Raw genomic sequence first — 24,679 nt, 5'->3', positions numbered from 1 at the left:
CTTTGACTCATTTACCCCCCGTTACGTCGAGGAATGTACCGGTAACGAAGGATGCCTCCGCGCTCGCCAGCCATAGAATCGCGCGCGCCACTTCCTCCGGCTGACCGCCCCGCCCCATGGGGATCGAGTCCTTGACACGATCCACCCGCCCCGGCTCTCCGCCACTGGCGTGCATGTCGGTATAGATATGTCCGGGGCGAATACAGTTGACCCGTATCCCTTCCCGAGCCACCTCCTTGGCAAACCCAATGGTGAAAGTCTCCAACGCGCCCTTTGACGCCGCATAGTCGACGTATTCATTGGGGCTGCCGAGGCGCGCCGACGCCGAAGAGACATTGATCACCACCCCGCCCGGGCCGTTGTAGCGGTAAGACATGCGCTTCAACGCCTGCTGGGCACAGAGTATTGGCCCGATGGCATTGACCGCAAAGATGCGCTGCATCCGCTCGAAGCCAAGGTCCTCAAGGCGTGACTGAGGTGCGAGCACCCCGGCGTTATTGACCAGTACGTCGATGCGACCGAACGTGCGGTCGATGGCCGCGAACATATCGGCCACCTGTTGGGGGTCCGCACTGTCGGCCCGCATCGCCAACGCCCGGCGCCCCAATGCTTCTACATCCGCCACCACCGCCAGCGCTGCGGACTGGTTGGCAACGTAGCTGATCGCGACGTCATAACCTCTTTCGGCGGCCAGCCGGGCGGTTGCCGCCCCCACTCCACGACTTCCACCCGTGATTAGAATCAGCGGTGCCTGCGAGACGTTGACCATTCGATATTGCTCCTGAGCCGTTGGCTGTATCAGCCGATGATGAGGGTGCCGCTGGCGATCACTACGCATGCCAGTATCCGGCGTGCGGTAAGCGTCTCGCCGAGGAACACATAGCCGATCAACGCCGCAAACAGCACGCTGGTTTCGCGCAATGCGGATACCGCGCCCAGTGGCGCTTCGTTCATGGCGTAAATGACCATTCCATAGGCGAGCAAAGAGACCAGCCCGCCGACCAACGCGGTCACTGTTCCAGGCCGGACGCGGAACAAGCTGCGGGTGTCGCGCAGGCCGAGGTAGACCACCGGCATCAGCACGCCCCACAGCGCGCACATCCACACCGTGTAGGCAAGCGGCGCACCGGAGAGCCTGGCGCCGATGCCGTCGACCACGCTGTAGGCCGCGATAAAGCCGCCCGTCCCCAGCGCATAGGGCAGGCTGGGAACCGACAGACTGCGCCCTCTGAAAGCCAGCGAAATAATCCCGCCGGACACCAACGCAATACCGAGCAACTCGCCTGGCGTGATGCTTTCCCCGGCAAACACGGCGGCACCCAAGGTGATCAGCACCGGCGACGATCCGCGTGAAATCGGATAGATCTGCCCCAGGTCACCGACGCGGTAACTGCGCACCAGAAACAGGTTGTAGCCCACATGCAGCAACCCCGACAGCACCGCGTAGCCCCAGCTTTCAATCGCGGGGGGCACCATGAACGCTGCGGCGACGACACTGGCGATGGCGATGGCAATGCACATCACCGTCATGGACCACAGCCGGTCGGCGCCGCTACGCAGCAGCGCATTCCAGCTGGCATGCAGCAGCGCGGCGAAAAGCACGAGGAGGATGAGATGAGTAGGCATGCCCCACTGTAGGCAATCCGGCGCCGGGGCTAAAGCGAAGTCTCCTCAGCGCAGCATGAGCGGAGACTCATGACTCACTCATCCGGTCGCTGGACTTTCAGTGCCTCGCTGACCAGCCATTGGCGAAAGCTGGCGATGTGCGGCTGGGATTCGATGCCCTTGGGGCAGACAAAGTAGTAAGCCAATGGCGATGGAAGCGGCACATCAAACAGCCGCACCAAACGGCCATCGCTGATTTCGTTCTCGACATGCCCGCTGCGCACCAATGCAACGCCCTGGCCGAGCAAAGCCGCCTCGACCGTCATGTTGGTATCGCCAAACCTGACGCTTTCCTGGAGCGGCAAATAGGCCAACCCGACGGCTTGAAACCACACCTCCCACTTTGGCACCAACTCGGCGCCATCCCGAGTCAGGAGCGGGAAATGCAACAAGTCTGCCGGGCTTTGCGGCGTGCCAACGCGCCGCAGCAATTCGGGACTGGCCACGGGAAATACCTGCTCCCCAAACAGGAACTCCGAATGCAGGCCTGGGTAATTGCCCTTGCCGAGCCTGATCGCAACATCAGCCTGGCCGTGAGAGAAGTGGATGATTTTATCCGTGGTGTCCAGCGAGACCAGCAGCTCGGGATGCTGGCGAGACAGACGCGGCAAGCGTGGCAGCAGCCATTTGAGCGCAAAGGAATAGGTGGTGCTGACGCTGAGCCGAACCCGGCCCTTTTGCTCGCGCAGATCACCCAAAGTCGCCTCCAGGCTGATGAAAAACTCCCGCACGATGGGCGCCAGCGCAGCCCCCGCTGCCGTGAGGCGTAACGCCTTGCCACGTTCAAACAGCGGCAGCCCCCAAAGCGCCTCAAGGTGCTTGAGCTGGTGGCTGACCGCGCTTTGAGTCACATGCAGTTCCTGTGCGGCTGCAGTAAACGTCGGGTGGCGGGTGGCAACTTCAAAGGCGCGCAAGGTCGCGGTAGGCGGCAGGTCTCTCATCGGGGCAGGATCCAGCGAGTTATAGGAAAAGCGCATGCATGAACGTTAGCTCATGCAGCAGCTTACTTCACTGTACCCATTTGAATCCTCGTCCTTGTTCAATCCGCGCCTACAGAAGCAGCAGCTTTGGCGAGTTGACCGACGAGAGGACGCCGGCGCCCTCCCCTCGAACACCCTTTGTTCAGGCAGGTTGCACTGCTTGAGCCTTGCTCGCGTTGCCAGGGCGGATTTTGAACCAGATGGCGTACATCGCCGGCAGGAACACCAACGTCATGATGGTGCCGACCAAAGTACCGCCGATCAGTGTGTAGGCCAGCGTGCCCCAAAAAACAGAATGGGTCAGCGGGATGAATGCCAGGATGGCCGCCATCGCCGTCAGCAGTACCGGGCGAGCCCTCTGTACCGTGGCTTCGATGACGGCGTGAAAGGGATCCAGGCCTTCCTGGGCGTTGTGATGGATCTGCCCGATCAGAATCAGCGTGTTGCGCATCAGGATGCCCGACAGCGCGATCAGCCCAACCAGGGCGTTGATACCAAACGGTTGATGAAACATCAGCAGCGTCGGCACCACGCCAATAAGACCCAGCGGTGCGGTGAAAAACACCATGATCATTGCCGAGATCGAACGCACCTGGACGATGATGATCAGCAGCGTCAGCGCAATCATGATCGGAACCAGCGGCACTATCGCCTGGCCTGCCTTGCCCGACTCCTCGATTGCACCCGCTTGCTCGATCCGATAGCCGGCGGGGAGCGTGTCGATAATCGGCTGCAGTTGCTTGATGATCACACCCGATACATCAGGTGGTTGAAGGCCTTCGTCAATATCGCCACGCACGGTGATCGTCGGTGTACGGTCACGGCGCCTGAGGATCGGATCCTCCATGCGCACATCCACCTCTCCGACCTGGGACAGCGGGATCCGCTGGCCCGCGGCGCCCACCAATGTAAACCCTTCAATCCGCGCAGGGTCCAGACGTATATCGCCTGCGGCGCGCCCAACCACCTGCACTGAACGAATGTCTTCACGAACCGACGTGATCGGCACGCCCGCCAGCAGGAATTGCAACTGCTGGGCGACGGCGCTGGAGGTCAGTCCAACCGCCTGCAAGCGATCCTGATCCAGGCTGAAATGCAGGGTCGGCGCCAGAGGGCCCCAGTCGCTGTTGACCGTCCTCATCAACGGACTCGCTTGCATGACCGCGTGTACACGGCCCGCAATCTCGCGCAGCTTCGTCGGGTCAGGCCCCATTACCCTGTAGGCGACGGGATAGGGTGAATACGGACCAAACACAATTTGAGTCGCCCTGACACGGGCCTCGGGGGCGAGCCCGGCAGCGACCGCCTCGCGAAAACGCAGCTTGAGGGTTTCACGTGCCTCCTGGCTGGACGTCAGCACCACGATTTTGGCGAATGACGGATCCGGCAGTTCTGGCGCCATCGCCAGGAAGAAACGCGGCGCGCCCTGCCCGATATAGGCCGTGACGATTTTTGCCTCTTCCTGCTTTTGCAGCCAGGCCTCGACCTTTTTCGCAGTGGCACTGGTCTGCTCGATGGAGGTTCCGTAGGGCATCTGCACCTCGACCATCACCTCGGGACGATCTGACGTCGGGAAGAACTGCTTCTTCACCAGGCCCATGCCCAGGACGGCCACGACAAACAGCGTGATAACCGTGCCAGCCACCAGCCATTTGAGTTCGATGACCCGGGTCAGGACCCGGCGGAAGCGGTTGTAGCGCGGGGTATTGTAGATAGCCGCATGCCCACCCTCTACCTGCTTGATGTCTGGCAGCAACTTCACGCCCAGGTAAGGGGTGAAAGCCACTGCGACAACCCAAGAAGCGATCAGAGCAATGCCCACGATCCAGAACATGTTGCTGGTGTACTCGCCGGCAGTGGACTGGGCGAAACCGTTTGGCATGAAGCCAACCGCCGTTACCAGTGTGCCAGAGAGCATCGGCGCAGCCGTATGACTCCAGGCATACGCAGAGGCTTTGATGCGGTCGTAGCCCTCCTCCATTTTCACGACCATCATTTCGATCGCGATGATGGCGTCATCTACCAGCAACCCGAGCGCCAGGATCAATGAACCGAGGGTAATACGGTCAAAGTTCTTTCCGGTGGCCGCCATCACCACAAACACGATCGCCAGTGTCAATGGCACGGCAGCTGCGACCACGACGCCTACACGCCAGCCCATGCTGAGGAAGCAAACAAGCATCACCACGAGCAGCGCGACAAAAAACTTGACCATGAACTCGCCAACGGCCGAGTCGATGTTGACGGCTTGATCGGTCACCTTGGTCAGCGTCATGCCCAGTGGCATGCCTTCATTGATCTTGGTCGTCTCGGCGTCCAGCGCCTTGCCCAGGTCCAGGCCGTTCCAGCCTTCGCGCATGATGACCCCCAGCAGCAGGGTCTCTTCTCCGTTACTGCGCACCAGAAAGGTTGCCGGGTCTTCATAGCCACGTTCGACAGTGGCCACGTCGGAGAGCTTGAGCGTGCGCCCCTGAACCACAATCGGCGTGTCACGAATCTTCTCCAGCTTGTCCAAGGCGCCGTCCAGGCGGAGGAAGACTTGCGGCCCATTTGTTTCAATCGAACCGGCGGGCGTGAGCACGTTTTGATTATTCAGCGCGGCAAAGATGTCCTGAGGCGCAATGCCCAGGGTGGCCAACCGATCATGGGAGAACGAAACAAATATTCGCTCGGCTTGCTCACCGATGATGTTGACCTTCTTCACGCCCGGCACATGCAACAGTTGCTGGCGCAACGACTCAGCATCACGCACCAGCAGCCGCTGCGGCTCGCCTTTGGCTTTGAGGGCGAACAGCGCAAACGTCACGTCCGAATACTCGTCGTTGACCAAGGGCCCGATTACCCCCGCCGGTAGCTTGGTGGCTTCGTCGTCGAGCTTTTTGCGTGCCTGATAAAACTCTTCCTGCACCTGTGAGGGTGGCGTGCGGTCCAACAACGACACCATGGTGAAAGCAAGACCAGGCCGCGTATAGGTTTCCGAGCGGTCGTACCATTTCAATTCCTGCAGGCGTTTTTCAAGTGGCTCTGCGACCTGGTCCTGCATTTCCTGCGCAGTAGCCCCCGGCCAGGCAGTAATGACCGTCAACTGCTTGACCGTAAACGGTGGATCCTCCGCACGCCCCAGTTGGAAGAACGCCAGGGTGCCCGCAACCGCGATCAGAAAGATCAGGAATACGGTAATGGATCGCTCACGAACGGCAATCGCCGAAATATTAAAGCGGCCTTCGCTCATGGATGACTCCCGGCAACATGGGCTTCATCCTGCTGGGGCACTCTCACGTCCTCTCCATCGCGCAGCAGATGGGCGCCTAACGCGACGATCTGCTCACCGACCTTGAGATCGCCTGCCACGCGCGCGGCATCGTCGCTCAATCCCAGCACCTGAACAGGACGCCAGGTCACCTTTGCCGGCGAGCCTGCGATCACCCACACTCCGCTGCCATTGCCTGGGTCATAAAGGGCCGCGATGGGGACTTGCAGCGCCTGCCCGTGCGCGGCGCCTTCTGCGATCCCCAGCGTGACCGTCGAACCTATCGGGGCATTGGCCAGCGCGCCCTCAAGCACATACCGCGCCTCAAACGTGCGCGTCACTGGGTCGGCAGAGTCAGAAAGCAGCCTGAGCTTCGCTGTAACAGCCCCTGCGGTACTGCCGTAAAGCGTCGCTTGCGCGCTGGATCCGGCTGCAGGACGCAACGTCTCGGGCAGATGCACGATGGCTTCGCGCTGGCCTGCGCGGGCCAGTCGAACCACGGGCTGCCCCGGGCTGACGACTTGCCCGGGCTCCGCGAGTGTTTCCACCACGACACCGTCGGAATCCGCAAATAACACCGCGTAGCCGGAAGCATTGCGGGCGACATCGGCCTGGGCTTGTGCGGCGCTGAGCTGCGCCTTTGCGCTATCCGCTGCGGCCTTGACCTGGTCGTAGGCCGATGCAGAAACAGCCCCTGCGGCGACGAGGTCGCGATATCGCGCCTCGTCATCGGCGGTCTGCCTGGCGCGGGCCCTGGCGGCGGTGACCGACTCTTGCTGCGCTCGCGCCTGCAACCCCAAGTCGATAGGGTCAAGGCGCATAAGCGGCTGACCGCGTTTAACGCTCTGGCCGGTATCGACCAGCCGTTCGAGGATCTTGCCGGAGACCCGAAAGCCGAGATCGCCCTGCACGCGGGCCGCCACTACCCCCGTGAATGAACGTGACGTCTCCGATGAGCCCTCAACCGTTCCGGGCCTTACCAGAGGAGCCTGCGTGCGCGGATCGTCAATGTTGGATGAGTCACCACACGCCGTCAGGACGAGAGGCAACAAGCAGGCTGCAATGGGGATGGGTCGGAGCCGGAGCATAGGTTCCCTTATTGAATAGAAAGAACAGGGATCACATATTCAGACTTGTGACCATTATTGTCAATGGTCACGCTCGAGATCTCAAATAACGCAGAAGGATGCGCTCCCCCCGCAACGCAATCGCTCATGACCTCGTTGAAACAAGACCCGGCTGATGCAGGACTGCATATTCCAAAGGAGCACATGACGGGAATGAACGATATTATCCAGTCATATCTGAATTTAGCCCAGAGGCCTCAATTGACAGAGAGTGACCATACAGTACTATGGTCACCAACAATGTTCGATTCAAGGAATCTCAATGCACTCCCTCCGCCCCGCTGCTTTTTTGATCAGCGCCAGCTTGATGACAGGTTGTGCGGTCGGTCCGGACTATCGCCGTCCGGACGCCCCGCTCCCGGACCGTTACCTGAGCCAGTCTTCTGTCGAGCAGAGACCAGGGGCGACGCCTGCCAGCCTCGTCATCTGGTGGGAGGGCTTCGGTGATCCACTGCTCGCCGACTTCGTCGCCAAGGCGCTTGAACAGAACCTCGATCTGGCCCAGGCCCAGGCACGAGTCGCGCAGGCGCGGGCAGGACTAGGCGCCGCCAATGCCGCTTTATTGCCCTCAGGAAACATCAGCGGCCAGGCCGCCCGCGCCTACCAATCAGTCGAGACGCCACTCGGCCAGGTGCTGAACTCAACCCCCGGCTATGATCGCTATGGCAGTTCCTACGAGGCCGACCTCAATGCCAGCTGGGAAGTGGATGTCTTTGGCGGCCTGCGACGCGGACGCGAGGCGGCACTGGCCGAGTACCAAGCGTCCGAGGCTGGCGCCGCGGCCACGCGATTGGCCATCGCCGCACAGACTGCGGATATCTACATCACTGTCCGCGGATTGCAGGCTCGGCTGGACATCGCTAATCGACAAGTCAAAACCCAGCAGGGGCTGCTGGAGAAAGTCCAATTGCTCTACAGCAAGGGGCTTGCCGCCAGCTATGAGGTTCGTCAGACCGAGGGGGCTTTAGCACAGGTCCAAGCCACCGTACCGGTGCTGCAGACCGGTCTGGATGCGGCCATGAATTCACTCGATGTCATGCTCGGCACGCCACCCGGTACTCATCGCACGCAACTTGCCATGGTCGCAAGCATTCCGGCAGCGCCGCAGTTAAAGGCCATGGGAACGCCAGCCGACTTACTGCGCCGCAGGCCTGACCTCATAGTGGCCGAGCGCCGCCTTGCCGCCTCAAACGCACGCATCGGGGAGGCGATTGCCGAGTACTACCCTAAGTTCTCTCTGAGCGCATTACTGGGGAGTGCAACGGCTGTATCGGCAGGCAATCTTTTTTCCGGCGGCGCCAGTCAATCGTCGGGCGTACTGGGACTGCGCTGGAGACTCTTCGACTTCGGGCGCATCAACGCCCAAATCGACCAAGCCAAGGGACAGGAAGCCGAATCCCTGGCCGCGTACCGTCAGTCTGTGCTGCGCGCCACCGAGGATGTCGAGAACGCGCTCTCCTCACTGGTGAATCGGGACGCCCAAGCGTCCACCCTCATTGGAGGCGAGACGTCTTTGACGCAAGCGCGCCAATCGTCGTTCACTGCTTATGAGAAAGGCACGGCCAGCTTGATTGACGTCCTGCACGCTGACGAGACCCTGCTTCAGGCTTCCGACGCTCGGGCGCAGGCACAAACCGAATCGGCACGCGCGGCAGTCGCCGCGTTCAAGGCGCTGGGCGGCGGCTGGCAGCCCTCGGATAGCCGACTGACGAGCCGATGACACGGGTGCTTTTCGAGATTCAATCAAGGGGTATGCAAGATGACAGTGAGAGAAAATTCATGGGTGCTCATTACCGGAGCCTCCAGCGGATTCGGCAAGGAATTTGCCCGACAGTACGCCGCAAAAGGGAAATCGCTGATTCTGGTAGCCCGCAGGCTGAACGAGCTTGAAGCACTCGCGGACGAATTGCGTAGTCGTTTCGACGTCGACGTGATGGTGCAGCAAGCAGATCTTTCATCAATAAATGTGATTATCGATCTGCATCGGCGCCTGCATGACAGCAATACGGTGGTCGATGTCCTGATCAACAATGCGGGTTACGGCTTGCAGGGAGCATTCCTGGATGAGCCCCTGGAAAGCTCCCTGGCGATGATCGACCTGGACGTCGCCAGCCTGACCGCCATCACTCGTCTGTTTGCAGAGGATATGCGGGCCAGGCGCAAGGGGCATATCTTGATGACGGCCAGCCTGCTGTCCTACCAGGGCGTGAAGAACTTTGCGGTTTACTCTGCCGCCAAGGCTTACGTACTCAGATTCTCCGACGCCCTGCATCGTGAGCTCAAACAAGACGGTGTGGTGGTCACAGCGCTTTGTCCAGGCATGTCGGATACCGGGTTTGCAGCAAGTGCCAAACAAAAGATAACACCGGTCTTGAAGAGGGTCATGATGCAACCCGAGCCTGTAGTGCGTGCAGGGATACAAGCGTTGCACGCAGGCCGCATGAGCGTCGTGCCGGGCTTTGGCAACAAGGCTATTGCGGTCTTGACCTGGGCCACACCCCGTCGACTTCACCAGGGCCTGATGTCGCGCGTAATGGGTGTTTGAGCGGGCCAGGCAATGCCTCCGACGACGGATACCTGATCCACTAGGTATCCGCTCTCAGGCCACGCAGTGAGTCAGAATCGATAGCTGACAGAAGTGCCCAAACCGCTCGCGCTATTTTTATACTTCGAGCTGTAGGCGCCTCTTGAGGCGGATACGTCATTGACCTGTACGCTTTCCTCCCATAGGTAGGAATACGCCACATCGATCGTGACATTCTCTGCCGGCGTCCACCCTGCCCCGACACTGATGACTTTCCGGTCACCGGTAGGGATTCGCGGCCCACGGTTGACGTTGTTGGCGGGGGACTGGTCAACCGAGAAGCCGGCGCGAAGAACCCACTGATTGTTCAGCTTATACGCCGTGCCGATAGCGTGCGCCCACGTGTCGTGCCAGTTCTGCTCCTCGGTAATACGACTCAGCGTTCCGCTCAACGCCGCAGGCAAGCCACTGTTTTCGAACACCAACTCCTTGAAGCGACTCCAGCGCGTCCACGTACTGCCCAGGTAGAGCGTCCAGTCACTGTTGAGTTGGTGAGTCACGGAAAAATCGACTGATTCCGGGGTGTCCACGTCCAAGGAAGCGTCATAGCTCGTACCGCTTACACCCAGCACACTGAAGATGCCGTCGGTGAGCTTGGTCTTGGCATCCAGCTGGTAGCTGACTTTGGAGTGATAGGTCAGACCCAACCGAGTTCGATCTGTCGCCTGCACTAGAATACCCGCGTTAAACCCAAGCGCCGTGTCATCACCGGTGCTTTTGAGTTTTCCGTCATTGCGGCCCGGGCTGAGTGGATTGAGCACCATCCCGGAAAGCTCACCACTGATACGGTTGATGGTCGGTCCGAAACCGATCGAGACCTTGTCGTTGAACGCATAGCTGATGGTGGGCTGAAACGTAAGGGTCGTGACCTCACTTTTGTTGGCGTAGTAGCGGCCGGCGAACCCACTGCCATAATCGGTCATTAGCCCAAACGGCACATAGAAACCCACACCGAACGCCCAGTGCTCATCGATGGGTTTGACGTAGTAACCCATGGGCACTGTGGTGGTCGGCACCATGTCCCCGTCCTCCTGCCCCCCGAATGTGCTGCGCGTCTGGCTTATATGGGCCTTTGCGAAAAGCGTTGCCGCCCCGACGCTGGCCTGCTCTTTTTTCAAGCGAGACATACCGGCCGGATTACCGAAGACGGTACTCGCATCTTCTGCCGATGAAGAACGGCCGGCAAATCCGGAGCCCATCCCACTGATGCTTTGTTCATTGAGAGCGAAACCGCTCGCGAACAGTTGTGTCGACGAGAGGGCAACAGCAAGGCCAAGCGGGGTCCTGCGCAGTATTTTTTTCATTATTAGGACTCGATAGATCATCGGGATAAAGCGGTAGAGAGCGTCACGCTGAGCGCGGGCTACCGGGAGGGGCCGCTGCGCAGCGTGACGAAGATCGTGCGCGCCGCGGCGATTCCTCCAGGATAGGTACAGCATATTTATTCATGTGACCATTTATGTCAATAGTCACCAATTCGACAAATGAACATGCGTGGCTAGGCGGCAAATGCTGCGCGGATAATCCACTCAGTTACCTGGTGAGGTTTGATACATGGCTGTGAATGTGGGGATCAGGCCCCGGATTCGAGTTAATACCGCGCCCCGGAAAATGGTGTCCACCTGGATCGGTGTTCACCATCATCTCAGCGTTGATATCAGAGCAAAGTGATAGAGATGATTAGCGCAGGCTCACGGCATCAAGCTACGCAGAATGAGATTGGAGGTGAGGACCGGAGCCAGCTCGACGAAGTCAAGGTTGTATTGCAAAAGCAACGGATTGACGAAAGGGCGCAGCGTAAGGTGAATCGAATCGACTGTTTCGTCCAAGGGTGTTTTGCGTTCAAATTCGCCGATTTCTCGGCCTTCACGCACAATCTGCAACACGAAGCCCCTGACCAAGACGTCATATTGCTGAGCGCAGGGCCAGTTCTCAGACGCTGCAAATGCGGCGATGTCATAGAGCTTTCGATCACTGAAGAACAAATTCACCCCGGTAGCGATCAGCGTTTTCACCAAACGTCGAAAACGTTCGGTCGGCGAGATGTCCTCTACATTAATGGCCTGTTCTACGGCCGCGATGATTTCCGCCAGGCAATTGCCGCAGATAGCCTCACCAATCGCCTGCTTGGAATCAAAAAACTTGTAGATGTACGCCTTGGAAAACCCGATCGCTTTCGCCAGGTCGGAAACCGTAGTTTTGCTATAGCCGTATTGACTGAAGTGCTGATTGGCCGCCGCGACGATCTGATTCCGGATCTCATGATCGGCTGGGCCACGGATGCTGGGGGAAGCTATGGATGTCTTGTTCATACGAGCTAGCTTACGCATCCGAAAAGCGCTTGACAACGAGTGACCAAATTATACTTTTGTCACAACCTCGCAATGATCAGGGTTGGTTTCAGGTCAATTGTCTCTACGCGGAAGGCCAAACACCTCCCCTATCAATCCCTGTCAGCTTGCCGGATTGCGTGCCATGACGATCCACGTCGCGCCGTCGATCATCACCGACCGCTCGCCGGCTAGGCCCGCGAAGGCGGCGCGAACCGCGGCCCAGGCGCGGGCTCGGATGGCGTCGGGCTGATCAGCGAGCACAAGCGCCAGCGGGCCCCCCTCGAATGCCATCTTCACCGCGTCGTCGATCGCCGCGTCCCGCGTCACGCCCTCGCCGAACGGGATGGAAGCATCGAAGGGTGTGCTGGTGATATCGGTGAAGCCGGCCGCTGTCAGGATGCGTGCCACGCGCTCCCGGTCGCCAAACGAGAATGGGCCGGGCGCTTCGGGATCGGGCCGTGCGGTCAGCGGGAGGATGCCCTTGAGCGCGCCCATCGGCAGGCGCACCCAATCATTCTCGGCCACACCACGCCAGCAGACGAAAGCGGCCCGCCCGCCCGGCCGGAGCGCGCGTCGCATATGGGCGAACGCCCCTGTCGGATCGTCGAAGAACATCACCCCGAAACGCGAAAACAGGAGGTCAAACGCGCCCTCAGGCAACTCGGCGCTGCTGGCATCGGCTACCCGGAACCGGGCCGGCGTATCCTGTGGCGCCAGCGCACGCGCGCGGCCGATCAGCGGTTCGGATATGTCCACGCCCAGCACATGGCCACCCGCGCCGACGCGGGCGGCCAGAGCCAGGCTCGACGCGCCCGCGCCGCAACCGATGTCAAGCACGCGTTCGCCCGTGGCGGGCGCGGCGGCTTCGATCGCGGCCTGGCCGAACACCGCAAACATGGCGTCGAGCCGGGCCTGGTTAGCGGCCCAGTACTCTCCGCTTTGGCCATTCCAGTCGGCAACCTGATAGGCATTTTGCTCTGTCATGACATCTCCTCGTTTTGATCCGTTTTTAACCAGGCCGTGCAAAAGCCGGGAACACCGACCTTCTGAGACCGGTGTTCCAGAAGCCTGCGACAACCGAATTGCCCTCAAACCAGCATCGACTGTTGGGCGGAGATACCCGCCGTCGCGCCGTGCGATATTGCCAGGGTGACCGAGGCCATAAGGGGGTTTGCCAAGTCGCCCGCAGCATAGATGCCGGGCACGCTGGTTTCGCGGCGCTCGTCGACCTTCAGGGCGATGCCCTGGGGCGTATCCACCGTGGCGAGGCCCAGCGACTCATGCAAGCGTGCAGACGGCTTGTTGCGCGGATGCGCGAACAGAATGTCGACCGCGACAGGGAGGCCGGCGTTGAGCCTGACGGTGGCGTTATGGTTCTCGTCATGGTCGATTTCGGTGATCCGGCCATTGACGACAGAGATGCCACGTCGCGCCAGGTCGGCCTGGATGTCGGGTGGAATGTCATGCCCATTGGCGAAGACCGTCAACATGTCGGTCCAATCGTGGAACAGCCTGACCTGATTCATCGATTGCGGGCCGGACCAGACGAGGCCCCAATGCTGGCCGGCGACTTCAAAGCCATCGCAATAGGGGCAAGGCACGATGGAGGTGCCCCAGTTTTCGGCATAGCCCGGAACATCAGGTATCTGGTCAACGACGCCATAGCTCAGGATCAGGCGGCGGGCCCTGAGGCTTTCGCCATCGCCAGTGAGGACGCAGAAATCGTCGATGGCGCCGGAGATGCTCTCGGCACAGGCAGTGACCAGCCTGACCGTGGGATAGCGCGCCAGCTGCCGCCGCGCCTCGGCCAGGATCTCCAGCGGTGGCTTGTGATCGTGGCCGAGCAGGCCATGGGAGTGGCCGGCGAAGCGGTTGCGTGGCAGGCCGGTATCGAGAACGGTGACCTTGCGCCGGGCACGACCGAGCTGCAGGGCTGCAGCAAGACCGGCAAAGCTGCCGCCGATGATGATGACGTCATTCATGGTGATGGGCTCCGCGCTGTGGATGAAGGGAAATCGGCTTGCATTTTTAAGATACTTTGAAGTACCCTAATTCAAGAATTAGAATACTGTCAAGTACTGGAATATTTATGACTGAACACAACCAGGGTCGGCGCGGCCGGCCCGCCAACGAGGCGCTTGGCCAAACGATAGTCGACGCCGCGTGCGAACTTTTTGTGGAATTGGGTTTTCAAGCGACGACAATGGACAAGGTCGCCCAGCGGGCGAAGATATCCAAGCTCAGCATCTATCGGCACTTTGAGAACAAGGAGGCGCTGTACAGCGCGGCCATCGCGGCCCACTGCCATCAGTTTGCACCACAGACCCTTATTGAAGGCGTCGACGGTTCGGCGGCAGATCAGCTCATGGCGGTGGGAACATTCCTGCTTCGCACGTTGTTGAGCCCGGATGTGCGCAGTGTCGAAGCCATGATCATGGTCGACAAGACGAATCAAACGTCGTTAAGCAAGCTCCATTACGAAGCCGGCCCCGCCTATGTCATCGCCCAGATCGAGGCCCTGCTGCGTCAGTTGCACGGGAAGGCGGTGCTGAATGTGCCCGATCCTCTGGGGTCCGCCCGCTTGTTTGCCGCGCTTTTCAAAGGCTCCGATCTCCTGATGATCGCCCGCTTCGATGAGGCGAGAGCAGAGGATGAAATCGAATCCTATTGCCGATCGGCCGTCACCCTGTTCATCGCCGCGCATGGTGGCAACGACCGCGCTGGCGGATAAGCATTCATTGCGCCAGGCAGCTTGGCCTGAGCCGCTGTCCGGGCCTTGGCAGCTATCACCTGATCTATTCGAGCCAGCAGGCCAAACATCTGCATGGCCCCATGGCTTAGCTGAACACCGAAGAACTCTCAGCTTCGATATCGACCAAGGCGCGCCCTTTCGACCAACGCTTATAATCCGCGGGAGTCATCCCCGTCAGTTGTATAAAAGAACGACGAAATGACGTGTCCTCGTTATAGCCACAATTAAGGGCTACCTGTTTAACGCTGGCCCCTGGTATCTGTAGCAGTACACAGGCCGTCTCTATTCTCACGCGGGTTATGAGTTCTTTAGGCGATTCATTTGTGAGGTTCTTGAAGCGTCTGTGTAAAGTTCGCTCGCTCACATTCAACGCCTTGGCCAGCCCCGCAGCGGTCAGGCCAGGATTTCCGTGTCGAATGATTTGCTCCGTTTCCAGCAGCAGGGGATCGGCATTGTTAATGAATCCTCGGGGCGCGTAGACGGACTGGGGCAATGGCAAGCTATCGGTCACAGAAATATCAGCCGTTAATTTCGCTACCTCCGCGCCTGCCAGGCTCCTGATCACATAAAGCGCCAAATCAATCCACGACAAAGGCCCGCCGGTAGTCACGATGCGATCCTGGGACTCTACTGCGGAACCCCATGCAACCAGCGCCTTGGGAAATCGCTGTTTGAAAACATGGTGGAGCCACCACGTTGTGGTACAGCGCCGACGGTTCAACAGGCCTGCCTCGCCCAGCACAAATGTGCCGGCACACGCCGCCCCCACCAGTGCTCCCTGTTGGTGATTGGCTTTAATCCACTGCGCAGCTCGCGTGAGGGATTCAGAGCCAGGTGGCAGCCGATCAGCCCCGAGTGCCATCCCGGTAACAAGTACAGCGTCGCAAGGCCCGACATTTTCAAATGTTGTATCAACGGGGATCACCCGCCCTTGCGGGTCTCGCACTGCGTTGCCATCGGCACTGACTATGATCGTCTCAAACTCGTCGCAGACGTGGGCCTTTAAGGCAGATGGCAGCCCCGCCGGTGGAGACCTCAACGCCTGATTGGTCATCCAGAACAAATCAGCCAGCCCGGTAATCGCAGACATCAGGCTGCCCTCTAAAGCAACGATGGCAATGCGCATGGTAATTCCCTGTTTAAAGATCAAGATGGCGAGTTTTGCATGAAATATGGCCGATCCGAGCCCTCACGGTTTTAGCAGAGTCTCCCTAGACTTGCAGCACAAACTGTAGAGACGGCCTACATGAAAAAGCTACTGCACCTAAATGTTCACTGCGCAAAAGAACGTTTGTGGGCCTTTCTGAGGTGGTCAGGTCGACTCACCTTCACAGTGGGAGCGTTCCTGCTGATATCTGGAGGCTCCGCCATGGCGGCAACAACCGCACACCCCGTGCCTAATATCGTGCTGGTACATGGTGCTTTCGCAGATGGCTCGAGTTGGTCGGCAGTGATGGAGCGATTGACTGCGATGGGCTATCACGTCACCGCTGTCCAGAATCCATTGACTTCATTGAGTGATGACGTAATCACCACGGAGCGCGTTCTGCGCAGGCAAAAGGGCGATGTACTACTGGTGGGACACTCGTGGGCTGGCGCGGTGATAACACAGGCTGGCAACGCCAGTAATGTAAAAGGCCTGGTCTATCTATCCGCGCTCGTGCCTGACAGTGGTGAGTCTGCTGCGGATCTCTTGGCGCGGTTGAAGGCGCCAATGACGGGCCTCAGCCCGGATGCGGATGGGCTGCTTTGGCTGGATGACCCAGCGCAATTTCATCACGTGATGGGCGCAGACCTGGCGATGTCAAACGCACGGTTTCTGTCATCAGTGCAGCAGCCCATTGCCGCCGTCTGTTTCGCCGCAAAGGTCAAGCATGCGGCCTGGCATGACAAGCCAAGTTGGTACTTGCAAACAATCGATGACGAGGCACTTCCCTACCCGGTGCAGCAAACCATTGCGCGCCAGATTGGCGCCAGGACCTTGTCTATTCGATCCAGCCACCTGTCATTGATTTCTCAGCCCGATGCAGTAGCCAAATTCATCGACCGTGCTGCCAGCGAATCGGAAAGATGAGCCTGCGCCCAAAAACAACGTTGATAACAACGCTTTTCCACTCCCGAGGAAATCAAGAATGAAAGTGCTCCATATTGACTCCAGCATCATGGGCAAAGATTCCATCACCCGAGATCTTACCGCCTCCATCGTTGCGCACATTCAAGCCAGTAATCCTGGTGCCCACGTGCAGCGCCGCGACCTCGCCGACCAAGAAGTGAGACACCTGAGTGGCTCAATTGCCGCAGGGTTTCGACAAATGGGAAACAGTGATTTTTCGGCGGAAATTTTATTGGAACATCAACTCTCGGAAACGCTGGTGACCGAGTTTCTCGCGAGCGAAGTGCTCGTAATCGGTGCGCCAATGTACAACTTCAGCGTTTCGACTCAGTTGAAGGCTTGGTTAGACAGAGTCGCGCAGGTGGGGCGCACGTTCAAATATACCGAACGCGGCCCTGTTGGCTTATGCGGCGGGAAGCGCGTCATCGTGGCATCGGCGCGCGGAGGTTTTTACGCTGAAGGTCCTTTTCAGAACATGGACTTTCAGGAAAGTTACCTGAAAGCGTTTTTTGGCTTTCTGGGAATTGACGATATCGAATTCGTTCGTGCCGAAGGCGCCTCTAAAGGCGAGCAGGTTCGCGATAACGGCGTAACGCTGGCCAAAAACGCCATTACCTCGGCAGTTGCACACTTGTCAGCAGCCCACTAATAACCATTAAAGCCAGGAGATTAACGGATGCTTTACGCCATAAAGTTGACCTACACCAGTTCTGCCGAACAGATTCGGGAGCACCTGGATGCGCACAAGGGCTGGCTGATCAAATACATCCGATCGGCACATGTGCTTTTCGCCGGCCCGCTCATGGATAAGAGTGGCGGATTCATTCTCGCCCATGCCCATCAGTTGTCAGACATTCAGAAAATAATGGACGAGGATCCTTTTGTTGCCCACAGGCTTGTAAGCCTCGACATAATTGAGTGCGACCCGGCAATTCGCTCGACGGATTTCGCAGCACGCTGGGCCGAGAATGCGCAGTCTGTATAAATGACCGGTGAGTTTGGAAACAACAGGCTGCTTTAGACGAGGGGTCCAGAAATACCAACTTTGTCGACTCTTCACTGCAATCTTTGACTTGCCTGCACCACCGCGATTCGATGAGCAATCCGATTCTATACGCTATGTAGAAGCGTTCCTCATCATTCACCTCTGATTGATCTGGAACTCCCCATGGATATTTCTTTCACGACCTTGGTTCTATTTGCTACGTCAGTGGCGATTCTAATGATCACGCCCGGGGCGGACATGATCTACATCCTGTCTAATTCGATCAGTAATGGTGCCCGCGGGGGTATGGCTGCGATTCTTGGCGTGGCAAGTGGCGCGTTTTGTTATGTGCTTCTGGCGATAGCGGGTGTGGCGGCCCTGATCGCCGCGTCGCCACTGTTGTATGGCCTGTTGGTAATAGCAGGCGCGGCATACCTCTCCTGGCTGGGTGTGGGCCTGCTCCGCTCCCGTCAATCGGTGACACAGGTCCAGGGCGGAATCAGGGCAACTTTCTGGACCGTCTACCGACGCGGGTTGATGACCAACTTGCTCAACCCGAAGGCGATGATGTTCACCCTCTCATTCATGCCGCAATTCATTCCGCAGCACGCAAGTCATAAAGCACTTTCTATGCTTTATCTCGGTGTCGTCCTGGTAGTGGTCATGATTTTAGTAGAGCTGCCCCTTGCGCTCTGTGGACGACAGATTGGCCTTAAGTTAGGTAATAATCCACGCATTGGTGTGTGGATCAACCGAGTCGCAGGGGCGTTGCTGCTGTCCATTGGTGTTTTTCTTGTACTCTCTAACGTCTTCTAAACCATCTTGCCCAGGATAGTCGTTGGACAAATAACGGTCATTCCCTTTGGAAAACCACAGCGCTAGAACACAAAGCTATGCCCTAACTCCACCTCCATCCACCCCAAGAACCGCCTGACCCTGGGAAAACTGGAGTGCGCCTTCGGGAACACCAAATGGTGGGCGGCAACCGGAGCGCTCAACGCTTCGGGGGCGACTTCAACCAGCGAACCGTTGGCCAGGTATTTTTGCGCCAGCAGCGTGCTTTCAAGAGCGAACCCCAGGCCGTGGCTCGCGGCTTCCAGGCTCATGTAGGAACGGTCGAAACTCAAGGCGTAGGGCTTTTCGGGGCGCGCCAGGCCATGCTGGGCGAACCACTCAGGCCACCTGAGCAAGGTTGCTTCGGAAAGGATCAGCTCTTGTGCCAGGAGATCTGCGGCGTTTTCTACCGCGCAGCGCGCGATCAGCTTGGGCGAGGCCAGCACCGCGAAACTTTCGTTGCGTACGGTGCGCACTTCATAGCTGGGCCAATTAGGCCGGCCGTGACGAATATCCACATCGATCTTGTCCTGGCTGAAATGCAGCGACTCATAGGAACACGACAAATTGATCTGGATGTCCGGATTGCTCGCGCGAAACGACTCCAACCGCGGCATCAGCCAGAGCAAGCCAAAGCTGGGGGCCGAATGCAGCCGCAGGCAATCCAGGCTGACGTCACTCGCGGCGCGCTCGGTGGCGACCTCAAGGCTCTGCAACAGGCCGGAAATATCCTTCAAGTACTGCTCACCCACTGGCGTCAGGGTCACCCCACGCGCTGCCCGCACAAACAACTGTCGACCAATCATCACCTCCAGCTTGGCCAGTTGATGGCTGATCGCTGACGGTGTGAGGTCGAGCACTTCGGCGGCCCTTGCCAGGTTGCCAAAACGGGCTGTCTGCTCGAAGGCCTGAATGGCTCTCAGCGGTGGCAGATTGGAGGTGGGGATATCGTCCTGGCGCATCGGTATTCAGCCTATTGTTTTTGGGTCGCGGGCGGATCGTGCCATTCAAACATTTGCGGTCTACATTGACGAGTGCTGAATTTTATTCATGTAGCAGTGAGGTTTGCGTTATTGCTCGGCCCGTCGACGGGGACCACTCTGAGCCATCGATCGCTGAATCGAACCATAAAAACAATCAGAGGTATCCCTCATGCTTCTTCAAGGCAAAGTCGCGATTATTACTGGCGCCGCATCCGCACGCGGCATCGGCCGCGCAACCGCGCTCACCTTCGCCCAACACGGCGCCCGCGTTGTGATCCTGGATCTCGACGAGTCCGCCGCCCGTGACGCCGCGGCCACCCTCGGCGAAGGCCACCTGGGCCTGGCTGCCAACGTGGCCGATGAGCAACAAGTCCAGGCTGCGGTCGCCAAGGTGCTGGAGCACTACGGCCGTATCGACATACTCGTCAACAATGCCGGCATCACTCAGCCCATCAAGACCCTGGACATTCGCCCGAGCGATTACGACAAGGTCCTGGATGTCAGCCTGCGCGGCACGCTGTTGATGTCCCAGGCGGTGATTCCGGTGATGCGCGCCCAGGCTTCGGGCAGCATCGTCTGCATGTCATCCGTATCGGCCCAGCGCGGCGGCGGGATTTTCGGCGGCCCGCACTACAGCGCCGCCAAGGCCGGCGTGCTCGGACTGGGCAAGGCCATGGCCCGCGAATTCGGCGCGGACAACATTCGCGTCAACGCCATTGCGCCAGGCCTGATCCATACCGACATCACCGGGGGCCTGATGCAGGATGAACGCCGCCACGCAATCATCGAAAGCATCCCCCTGGGTCGGCTTGGTGCCGCGCAGGATGTTGCCAATGCGGCACTGTTTCTTGCCAGCGACTTGTCCTCCTACCTCACCGGCATCACCCTGGATGTCAACGGCGGCATGTTGATCCACTGACCACAGGTGCCAGCACCCGCTGTCCATTAAGTTCTGGATCGAAGATACGTCGGGCCTCAAGCCCGGCGTTCTATAAAAACAAGAGATCAGACCCTCATGATGACCACCATGACGCTTGACACTGTGTCCACAGTGCGCGCAAGCGCGTATCGCAAAACTGCCTGGCGATTGATGCCTTTCCTGATGCTGTGCTACCTGTGCGCCTACCTGGATCGGGTAAACGTCGGGTTTGCAAAGCTGCAGATGATGAATGACCTGTCCCTGAGCGAAACCGTATACGGGCTCGGCGCGGGCATGTTCTTTCTTGGCTATTTCCTCTGCGAAGTGCCGAGCAATCTCATCCTCCACAAAGTCGGTGCCCGGCGCTGGATCGCGCGGATCATGATTTCGTGGGGCATTATCTCCGCCCTCTTCGCCTTCGTGGAAACGGCCTGGCAGTTCTATGCGCTGCGCTTCCTGCTCGGTATCGCCGAAGCCGGGCTCGCACCGGGCCTGCTGCTCTACCTCACCTACTGGTTCCCCTCATACCGCCGCGCCAAAATGACCGTGCTGTGGTTCATCGCCATCCCGCTCTCCGGCATGATCGGCGGGCCGCTCTCGGGCTACATCATGACCCAGTTCGCCGGCGTGCATGGCTGGGCGGGCTGGCAGTGGATGTTCGTGCTCGAAGCCATTCCGACCGTCATCGTTGGCCTGATGGTGCTGGCTTACCTCAAGGACGGCGTGCACCAGGCGACCTGGCTCACCGATGAAGAAAAAGCGCTGGTCAGCAAAGAACTCGCCGAGGACAACAGCCGTAAAGTCACCCATGCATCGGTCGGCGCCTTCCTGCGCGACCGCCGCCTGTGGATTCTCGCCTGCATCTACTTTTGCGTGGTGATGGGCCAGTACGCGATCACCTTCTGGCTGCCGACCCTTATCCGTAATGCCGGTGTTGCCGACCCGATGCACATCGGCTTGCTCACCAGCCTCCCCTACCTGTGCGCCATTGTCGCGATGGTGCTGATGGGGCGCAGCGGCGACAAGCACCAGGAGCGCCGTTGGCATCTGGTGGCGCCAATGCTTGCCGGTGCGCTGGGCCTCACGTTGGCGGCGGTGTTCGGCACCCACCTGATGCTGTCGGTGTTGTGCCTGTGCCTTGCGGCAGCAGGCGTGCTGTCGGCGTCGTCACTGTTCTGGATGCTGCCGACCACCTTGCTCGGCGGCGTCTCCGCCGCTGCCGGGATCGCTGGAATCAACAGCTTTGCCAACCTGGCGGGTTTCTGCTCGCCCTACCTGATTGGTTGGATCACCACCACGACCGGTTCGAGCGCCATCGGCATGTACCTGATTACCGGTGTGCTGTGCATCGGTGCCTGCCTGGTGCTGCGCATTCCTGCCGCTTCGGTCAATCGTTGAGTTAACGGAGAATTTCCATGACTGCCACTTTATCTCGCGCGCCCTCCACCACGCTGGTGCAGCGCGCCCATAACATTCGCCGCCATGCCTTGCGCATGGGCCAAGTCCAGGGCCAGGGCTATGTCGGCCAGGCGCTGGGCGCGGCAGACTTGCTCGCCGTGTCGTACTTCCACGCCTTGAACTACAAGCCCGAAGACCCCGAGTGGGAACAGCGTGATCGCTTTTACCTTTCCATCGGCCACTACGCGATCGCACTGTATGCGGCGCTGATTGAAGCGCAAATCATCCCACTGGATGAGCTTGAAACCTACGGTTCGGATGACAGCCGCCTGCCCATGTCCGGCATGGCCGCCTACACCCCCGGCATGGAGATCACCGGCGGCTCCCTGGGCCAGGGGTTGGGCATCGCAGTGGGTGCCTGCCTGGGCTTGAAGCGCAAACAGTCCGCCTCATTCGTCTACAACCTGCTGTCGGACGGCGAGCTGAATGAGGGATCCACCTGGGAAGCGGTCATGTCCGCTTCGCACTGGAAGCTCGACAACCTGATCGCCATTGTCGACGTGAATAACCAGCAAGCCGACGGACATTCCAGCGAAGTGCTGGCATTTGAACCCATCGTTGACCGCTGGCAAGCCTTTGGCTGGTTCACCCAGCGGGTAGACGGTAACGACCTGGATGCCTTGGTCAAGGCGTTCGACGCGGCCCGCAGCCACCCCGACGCACAACCGCGCGTCATCATCTGCGATACCAAAATGGGCAAAGGCGTGCCGTTCCTGGAAACCCGCGAAAAGACTCACTTCATCCGCGTCGACGAGCATGAATGGGATGTGGCCCTGAACAACCTGGAAGAAGGCAGAACCGTATGAGCAACGCACACAAGACTGACGTTCAGGCACCCGCAGCGGCGAAGAAAAAGCTGACCACCTCGGCGATGATTGCCTCGATTGCCGCTGAAGGCCAGGCCACAAAACCAGCGCCATTCGGTCACGCACTGGCCGCACTCGCGGACCAGCGCCAGGACATAGTGGGTTTATCGGCTGACTTGTCCAAATACACCGACCTGCACATTTTTGCCAAGGCGCATCCGGAGCGTTTCTACCAGATGGGCATGGCCGAGCAACTGTTGATGAGCGCGGCAGCCGGCATGGCTCGGGAGGGGTTCGTGCCCTTCGCTACCACTTACGCGGTGTTTGCTTCGCGCCGGGCCTATGACTTCATCTGCATGGCGATTGCCGAGGAAAACCTCAACGTCAAAATCGTCTGCGGCCTGCCGGGCCTGACTACCGGGTACGGCCCCAGCCACCAGGCAACGGATGATCTGGCGATCTTCCGCGCCATGCCCAACCTAATGATCGTCGACCCCTGCGATGCCCTGGAAATCGAACAAGCCGTGCCCGCCATTGCTGCGCACCAAGGGCCGGTCTACATGCGGTTACTGCGCGGCAACGTACCGCTGGTGCTCGACGAATATGGCTACACATTCGAGATCGGCAAGGCCAAGACCCTGCGTACGGGCAACGAGGTTTTAATCATTTCCACCGGTTTGATGACCATGCGCGCCCTGGAAGCCGCCAAGGAACTACAGGCAGATGGCGTGGATGTCGCGGTGCTTCACGTGCCCACCATCAAGCCTTTGGATGAGCAGACCATTCTGGCTGAAGCCAGAAAGCCGGGGCGACTGGTAGTGACGGCCGAAAACCACTCCATCATTGGCGGATTGGGCGAAGCGGTGGCAACCGTGCTGTTGCGCAATGGCGTTACCCCGACGTTCCGGCAAATAGCGTTGCCGGACGCGTTTCTCGATGCGGGAGCGCTTCCGACGTTGCACGATCGCTACGGTATTTCCACCCAGGCTGTGTGCGCGCAGATCAAGGGTTGGCTATAGGGTTTGAACCTGCTGGGGACTGAATGAGTCCCCTGCAGGAGTGCCTCCGTTTGAGGTGGGGCCGCTCAGGACGCTACAAACGAAAAGCCGCGACTGGCCGCACTGCGCTCATATTCCAGGAGACACTCATAGTCAGCCTCACTGGCCGGCAGGACTTCCTTGATCGCGAGGTCACGGGACACCTCAGGAAGCTGCCCCAAGGCTTCGTTCATTGCATTCCTGATTGAAACGGCGTCCTGACCAATCGAGGTGATGTAAGGCAGGCAGGGACTGCGCGCACTTCGTGTCAGGATCCTGAGGCCTTCGATCTCGTCACTGTGATCTCTCGCAAGATAGTCGTAGGTGACACTGTCGATGGAAGCCAAATCACCCTCGCCTTCTCTAAGCCTTCGCAGGCTCTCCCTGTGGGATCCGGTGAAGGTGAGTTTCGAAAAAAAACCTCGGTCGCTGATCCCGGCAAGCGTGTGGCGAAATAAATTCATTCCAGAGTTGGAATCCGGGGCGTTGATCAGGCCATGGCGGCCCTGGAAACCTGCCAGGTCAGTCACGGCCGAATCAGCCCTGCAGAGCAGCACACTGCAATGGTCCCCTCCAGAGCCATGGGTAAGCTCATAGCTCGGGCGCCCTACCAGCTTTACCTTTCCCCGTAGCGACGTAACGAATGGATAGCCGCAGGTCTGGGATAACAACAGATCCGGGGAAAGCCAGTGCGCCGCGAGATCAACGACCTGTGTTTGCCCACGGCGCTCGCCGAGAATCGCCAGGATGCGCTCAAGCCAGGCATCCTGTGCGTGTAGAACCCTGGCGGGAGCGAGGTACATGGATAGATCGCTGGTCATATGACATCCATTCAGAGGGGCGATTGATACTG

23 protein-coding genes are annotated in these 24,679 nt (G+C 59.2%); 11 read left to right on the top strand and 12 right to left on the bottom strand.

Features of this window, described 5'->3' with window-relative positions; all coding sequences use genetic code 11:
- Positions 1 to 7: 7 nt before the first annotated feature.
- From BM416_RS00340 to BM416_RS00320, 5 genes are all read right to left on the bottom strand, one after another.
- The gene (locus BM416_RS00340; protein WP_092484081.1) at positions 8 to 769 is read right to left on the bottom strand and encodes an SDR family oxidoreductase; all 762 of its coding nucleotides are present in this window, start codon (positions 767 to 769) and stop codon (positions 8 to 10) included.
- A 29-nt stretch (positions 770 to 798) separates the two neighbouring features.
- Complete coding sequence (locus tag BM416_RS00335) at positions 799 to 1,626, bottom strand: DMT family transporter (RefSeq protein ID WP_092484078.1); 828 nt, start codon at positions 1,624 to 1,626, stop codon at positions 799 to 801.
- 74 nt (positions 1,627 to 1,700) lie between these two features.
- The gene (gene gcvA, locus BM416_RS00330) at positions 1,701 to 2,606 is read right to left on the bottom strand and encodes a transcriptional regulator GcvA (RefSeq protein ID WP_092485540.1); all 906 of its coding nucleotides are present in this window, start codon (positions 2,604 to 2,606) and stop codon (positions 1,701 to 1,703) included.
- 181 nt (positions 2,607 to 2,787) lie between these two features.
- Positions 2,788 to 5,877, bottom strand: a complete 3,090-nt coding sequence (locus BM416_RS00325; protein ID WP_092484075.1) for an efflux RND transporter permease subunit — start codon at positions 5,875 to 5,877, stop codon at positions 2,788 to 2,790.
- The gene (locus BM416_RS00320) at positions 5,874 to 6,983 is read right to left on the bottom strand and encodes an efflux RND transporter periplasmic adaptor subunit (protein ID WP_092484072.1); all 1,110 of its coding nucleotides are present in this window, start codon (positions 6,981 to 6,983) and stop codon (positions 5,874 to 5,876) included. Before BM416_RS00320 ends, BM416_RS00325 begins: the two co-directional genes overlap by 4 nt.
- A 301-nt stretch (positions 6,984 to 7,284) precedes the next feature.
- Between BM416_RS00320 and BM416_RS00315 the strand changes: the two genes are divergently transcribed.
- Positions 7,285 to 8,742 carry an efflux transporter outer membrane subunit gene (locus BM416_RS00315; protein WP_092484070.1) on the top strand — a complete coding sequence of 486 codons (1,458 nt, stop codon included), beginning with the start codon at positions 7,285 to 7,287 and terminating at the stop codon, positions 8,740 to 8,742.
- Between the two features lie 39 nt (positions 8,743 to 8,781).
- The gene (locus BM416_RS00310) at positions 8,782 to 9,567 is read left to right on the top strand and encodes an SDR family NAD(P)-dependent oxidoreductase (protein ID WP_092484067.1); all 786 of its coding nucleotides are present in this window, start codon (positions 8,782 to 8,784) and stop codon (positions 9,565 to 9,567) included.
- A 71-nt stretch (positions 9,568 to 9,638) separates the two neighbouring features.
- Here the strand turns inward: BM416_RS00310 and BM416_RS00305 are convergent, their stop codons facing one another.
- From BM416_RS00305 to BM416_RS00290, 4 genes are all read right to left on the bottom strand, one after another.
- The gene (locus tag BM416_RS00305; protein ID WP_092485537.1) at positions 9,639 to 10,910 is read right to left on the bottom strand and encodes an OmpP1/FadL family transporter; all 1,272 of its coding nucleotides are present in this window, start codon (positions 10,908 to 10,910) and stop codon (positions 9,639 to 9,641) included.
- 387 nt (positions 10,911 to 11,297) lie between these two features.
- The gene (locus BM416_RS00300) at positions 11,298 to 11,918 is read right to left on the bottom strand and encodes a TetR/AcrR family transcriptional regulator (RefSeq protein ID WP_027605733.1); all 621 of its coding nucleotides are present in this window, start codon (positions 11,916 to 11,918) and stop codon (positions 11,298 to 11,300) included.
- Between the two features lie 141 nt (positions 11,919 to 12,059).
- Positions 12,060 to 12,923 carry a class I SAM-dependent methyltransferase gene (locus BM416_RS00295; RefSeq protein WP_092484064.1) on the bottom strand — a complete coding sequence of 288 codons (864 nt, stop codon included), beginning with the start codon at positions 12,921 to 12,923 and terminating at the stop codon, positions 12,060 to 12,062.
- Positions 12,924 to 13,027: 104 nt separating this feature from the next.
- Entirely contained in the window at positions 13,028 to 13,921 is an 894-nt protein-coding gene (locus tag BM416_RS00290; protein ID WP_092484061.1) for an NAD(P)/FAD-dependent oxidoreductase, read from the bottom strand.
- A 107-nt stretch (positions 13,922 to 14,028) separates the two neighbouring features.
- On the opposite strand from BM416_RS00290, the gene BM416_RS00285 reads away from it, so the two are divergent.
- Positions 14,029 to 14,670, top strand: a complete 642-nt coding sequence (locus tag BM416_RS00285) for a TetR/AcrR family transcriptional regulator (protein ID WP_027605730.1) — start codon at positions 14,029 to 14,031, stop codon at positions 14,668 to 14,670.
- Between the two features lie 106 nt (positions 14,671 to 14,776).
- On the opposite strand, the gene BM416_RS00280 is transcribed toward BM416_RS00285, so the two are convergent.
- The gene (locus BM416_RS00280; protein WP_027605729.1) at positions 14,777 to 15,817 is read right to left on the bottom strand and encodes a GlxA family transcriptional regulator; all 1,041 of its coding nucleotides are present in this window, start codon (positions 15,815 to 15,817) and stop codon (positions 14,777 to 14,779) included.
- A gap of 243 nt (positions 15,818 to 16,060) precedes the next feature.
- On the opposite strand from BM416_RS00280, the gene BM416_RS00275 reads away from it, so the two are divergent.
- From BM416_RS00275 to BM416_RS00260, 4 genes are all read left to right on the top strand, one after another.
- The gene (locus BM416_RS00275; RefSeq protein ID WP_092484058.1) at positions 16,061 to 16,765 is read left to right on the top strand and encodes an alpha/beta fold hydrolase; all 705 of its coding nucleotides are present in this window, start codon (positions 16,061 to 16,063) and stop codon (positions 16,763 to 16,765) included.
- A gap of 58 nt (positions 16,766 to 16,823) precedes the next feature.
- Complete coding sequence (locus tag BM416_RS00270) at positions 16,824 to 17,453, top strand: FMN-dependent NADH-azoreductase (protein WP_092484055.1); 630 nt, start codon at positions 16,824 to 16,826, stop codon at positions 17,451 to 17,453.
- Positions 17,454 to 17,480: 27 nt separating this feature from the next.
- Positions 17,481 to 17,789, top strand: a complete 309-nt coding sequence (locus BM416_RS00265; RefSeq protein ID WP_092484052.1) for a YciI family protein — start codon at positions 17,481 to 17,483, stop codon at positions 17,787 to 17,789.
- A gap of 183 nt (positions 17,790 to 17,972) precedes the next feature.
- Entirely contained in the window at positions 17,973 to 18,605 is a 633-nt protein-coding gene (locus BM416_RS00260; protein ID WP_092484049.1) for a LysE family translocator, read from the top strand.
- 62 nt (positions 18,606 to 18,667) lie between these two features.
- Here BM416_RS00260 and BM416_RS00255 read toward each other — a convergent pair whose 3' ends face one another.
- Positions 18,668 to 19,585: a LysR substrate-binding domain-containing protein gene (locus BM416_RS00255; protein ID WP_092484046.1), complete on the bottom strand. Its 918-nt coding sequence runs from the start codon at positions 19,583 to 19,585 to the stop codon at positions 18,668 to 18,670.
- 190 nt (positions 19,586 to 19,775) lie between these two features.
- Here BM416_RS00255 and BM416_RS00250 point away from each other — a divergent pair, with 190 nt between their 5' ends.
- The 4 genes from BM416_RS00250 to BM416_RS00235 all read left to right on the top strand — a co-directional run bounded on the left by BM416_RS00250 (position 19,776) and on the right by BM416_RS00235 (position 23,808).
- Entirely contained in the window at positions 19,776 to 20,525 is a 750-nt protein-coding gene (locus BM416_RS00250; RefSeq protein WP_027605723.1) for an SDR family NAD(P)-dependent oxidoreductase, read from the top strand.
- A 96-nt stretch (positions 20,526 to 20,621) separates the two neighbouring features.
- Complete coding sequence (locus tag BM416_RS00245) at positions 20,622 to 21,923, top strand: MFS transporter (RefSeq protein WP_092358102.1); 1,302 nt, start codon at positions 20,622 to 20,624, stop codon at positions 21,921 to 21,923.
- Positions 21,924 to 21,940: 17 nt separating this feature from the next.
- Positions 21,941 to 22,789, top strand: coding sequence for a transketolase (locus BM416_RS00240; RefSeq protein WP_092484043.1), 849 nt, complete (start codon positions 21,941 to 21,943; stop codon positions 22,787 to 22,789).
- Positions 22,786 to 23,808: a transketolase family protein gene (locus BM416_RS00235; protein WP_027605720.1), complete on the top strand. Its 1,023-nt coding sequence runs from the start codon at positions 22,786 to 22,788 to the stop codon at positions 23,806 to 23,808. The genes BM416_RS00240 and BM416_RS00235 overlap by 4 nt, the downstream gene beginning before the upstream one ends.
- Before the next feature lie 65 nt (positions 23,809 to 23,873).
- Here the strand turns inward: BM416_RS00235 and BM416_RS00230 are convergent, their stop codons facing one another.
- Positions 23,874 to 24,647 (bottom strand): phosphate/phosphite/phosphonate ABC transporter substrate-binding protein, encoded by a 774-nt coding sequence (locus BM416_RS00230; RefSeq protein WP_092484040.1) that lies wholly within the window; start codon positions 24,645 to 24,647, stop codon positions 23,874 to 23,876.
- Between the last annotated feature and the right edge of the window lie 32 nt (positions 24,648 to 24,679).

Source organism: Pseudomonas sp. NFACC42-2 (assembly GCF_900116055.1).
In the GTDB taxonomy this organism is placed as follows: Bacteria; Pseudomonadota; Gammaproteobacteria; order Pseudomonadales; family Pseudomonadaceae; genus Aquipseudomonas; species Aquipseudomonas marginalis.
Note: the sequence above shows the minus strand (reverse complement) of the source record. Positions and strands in the feature narration are given on the sequence as shown.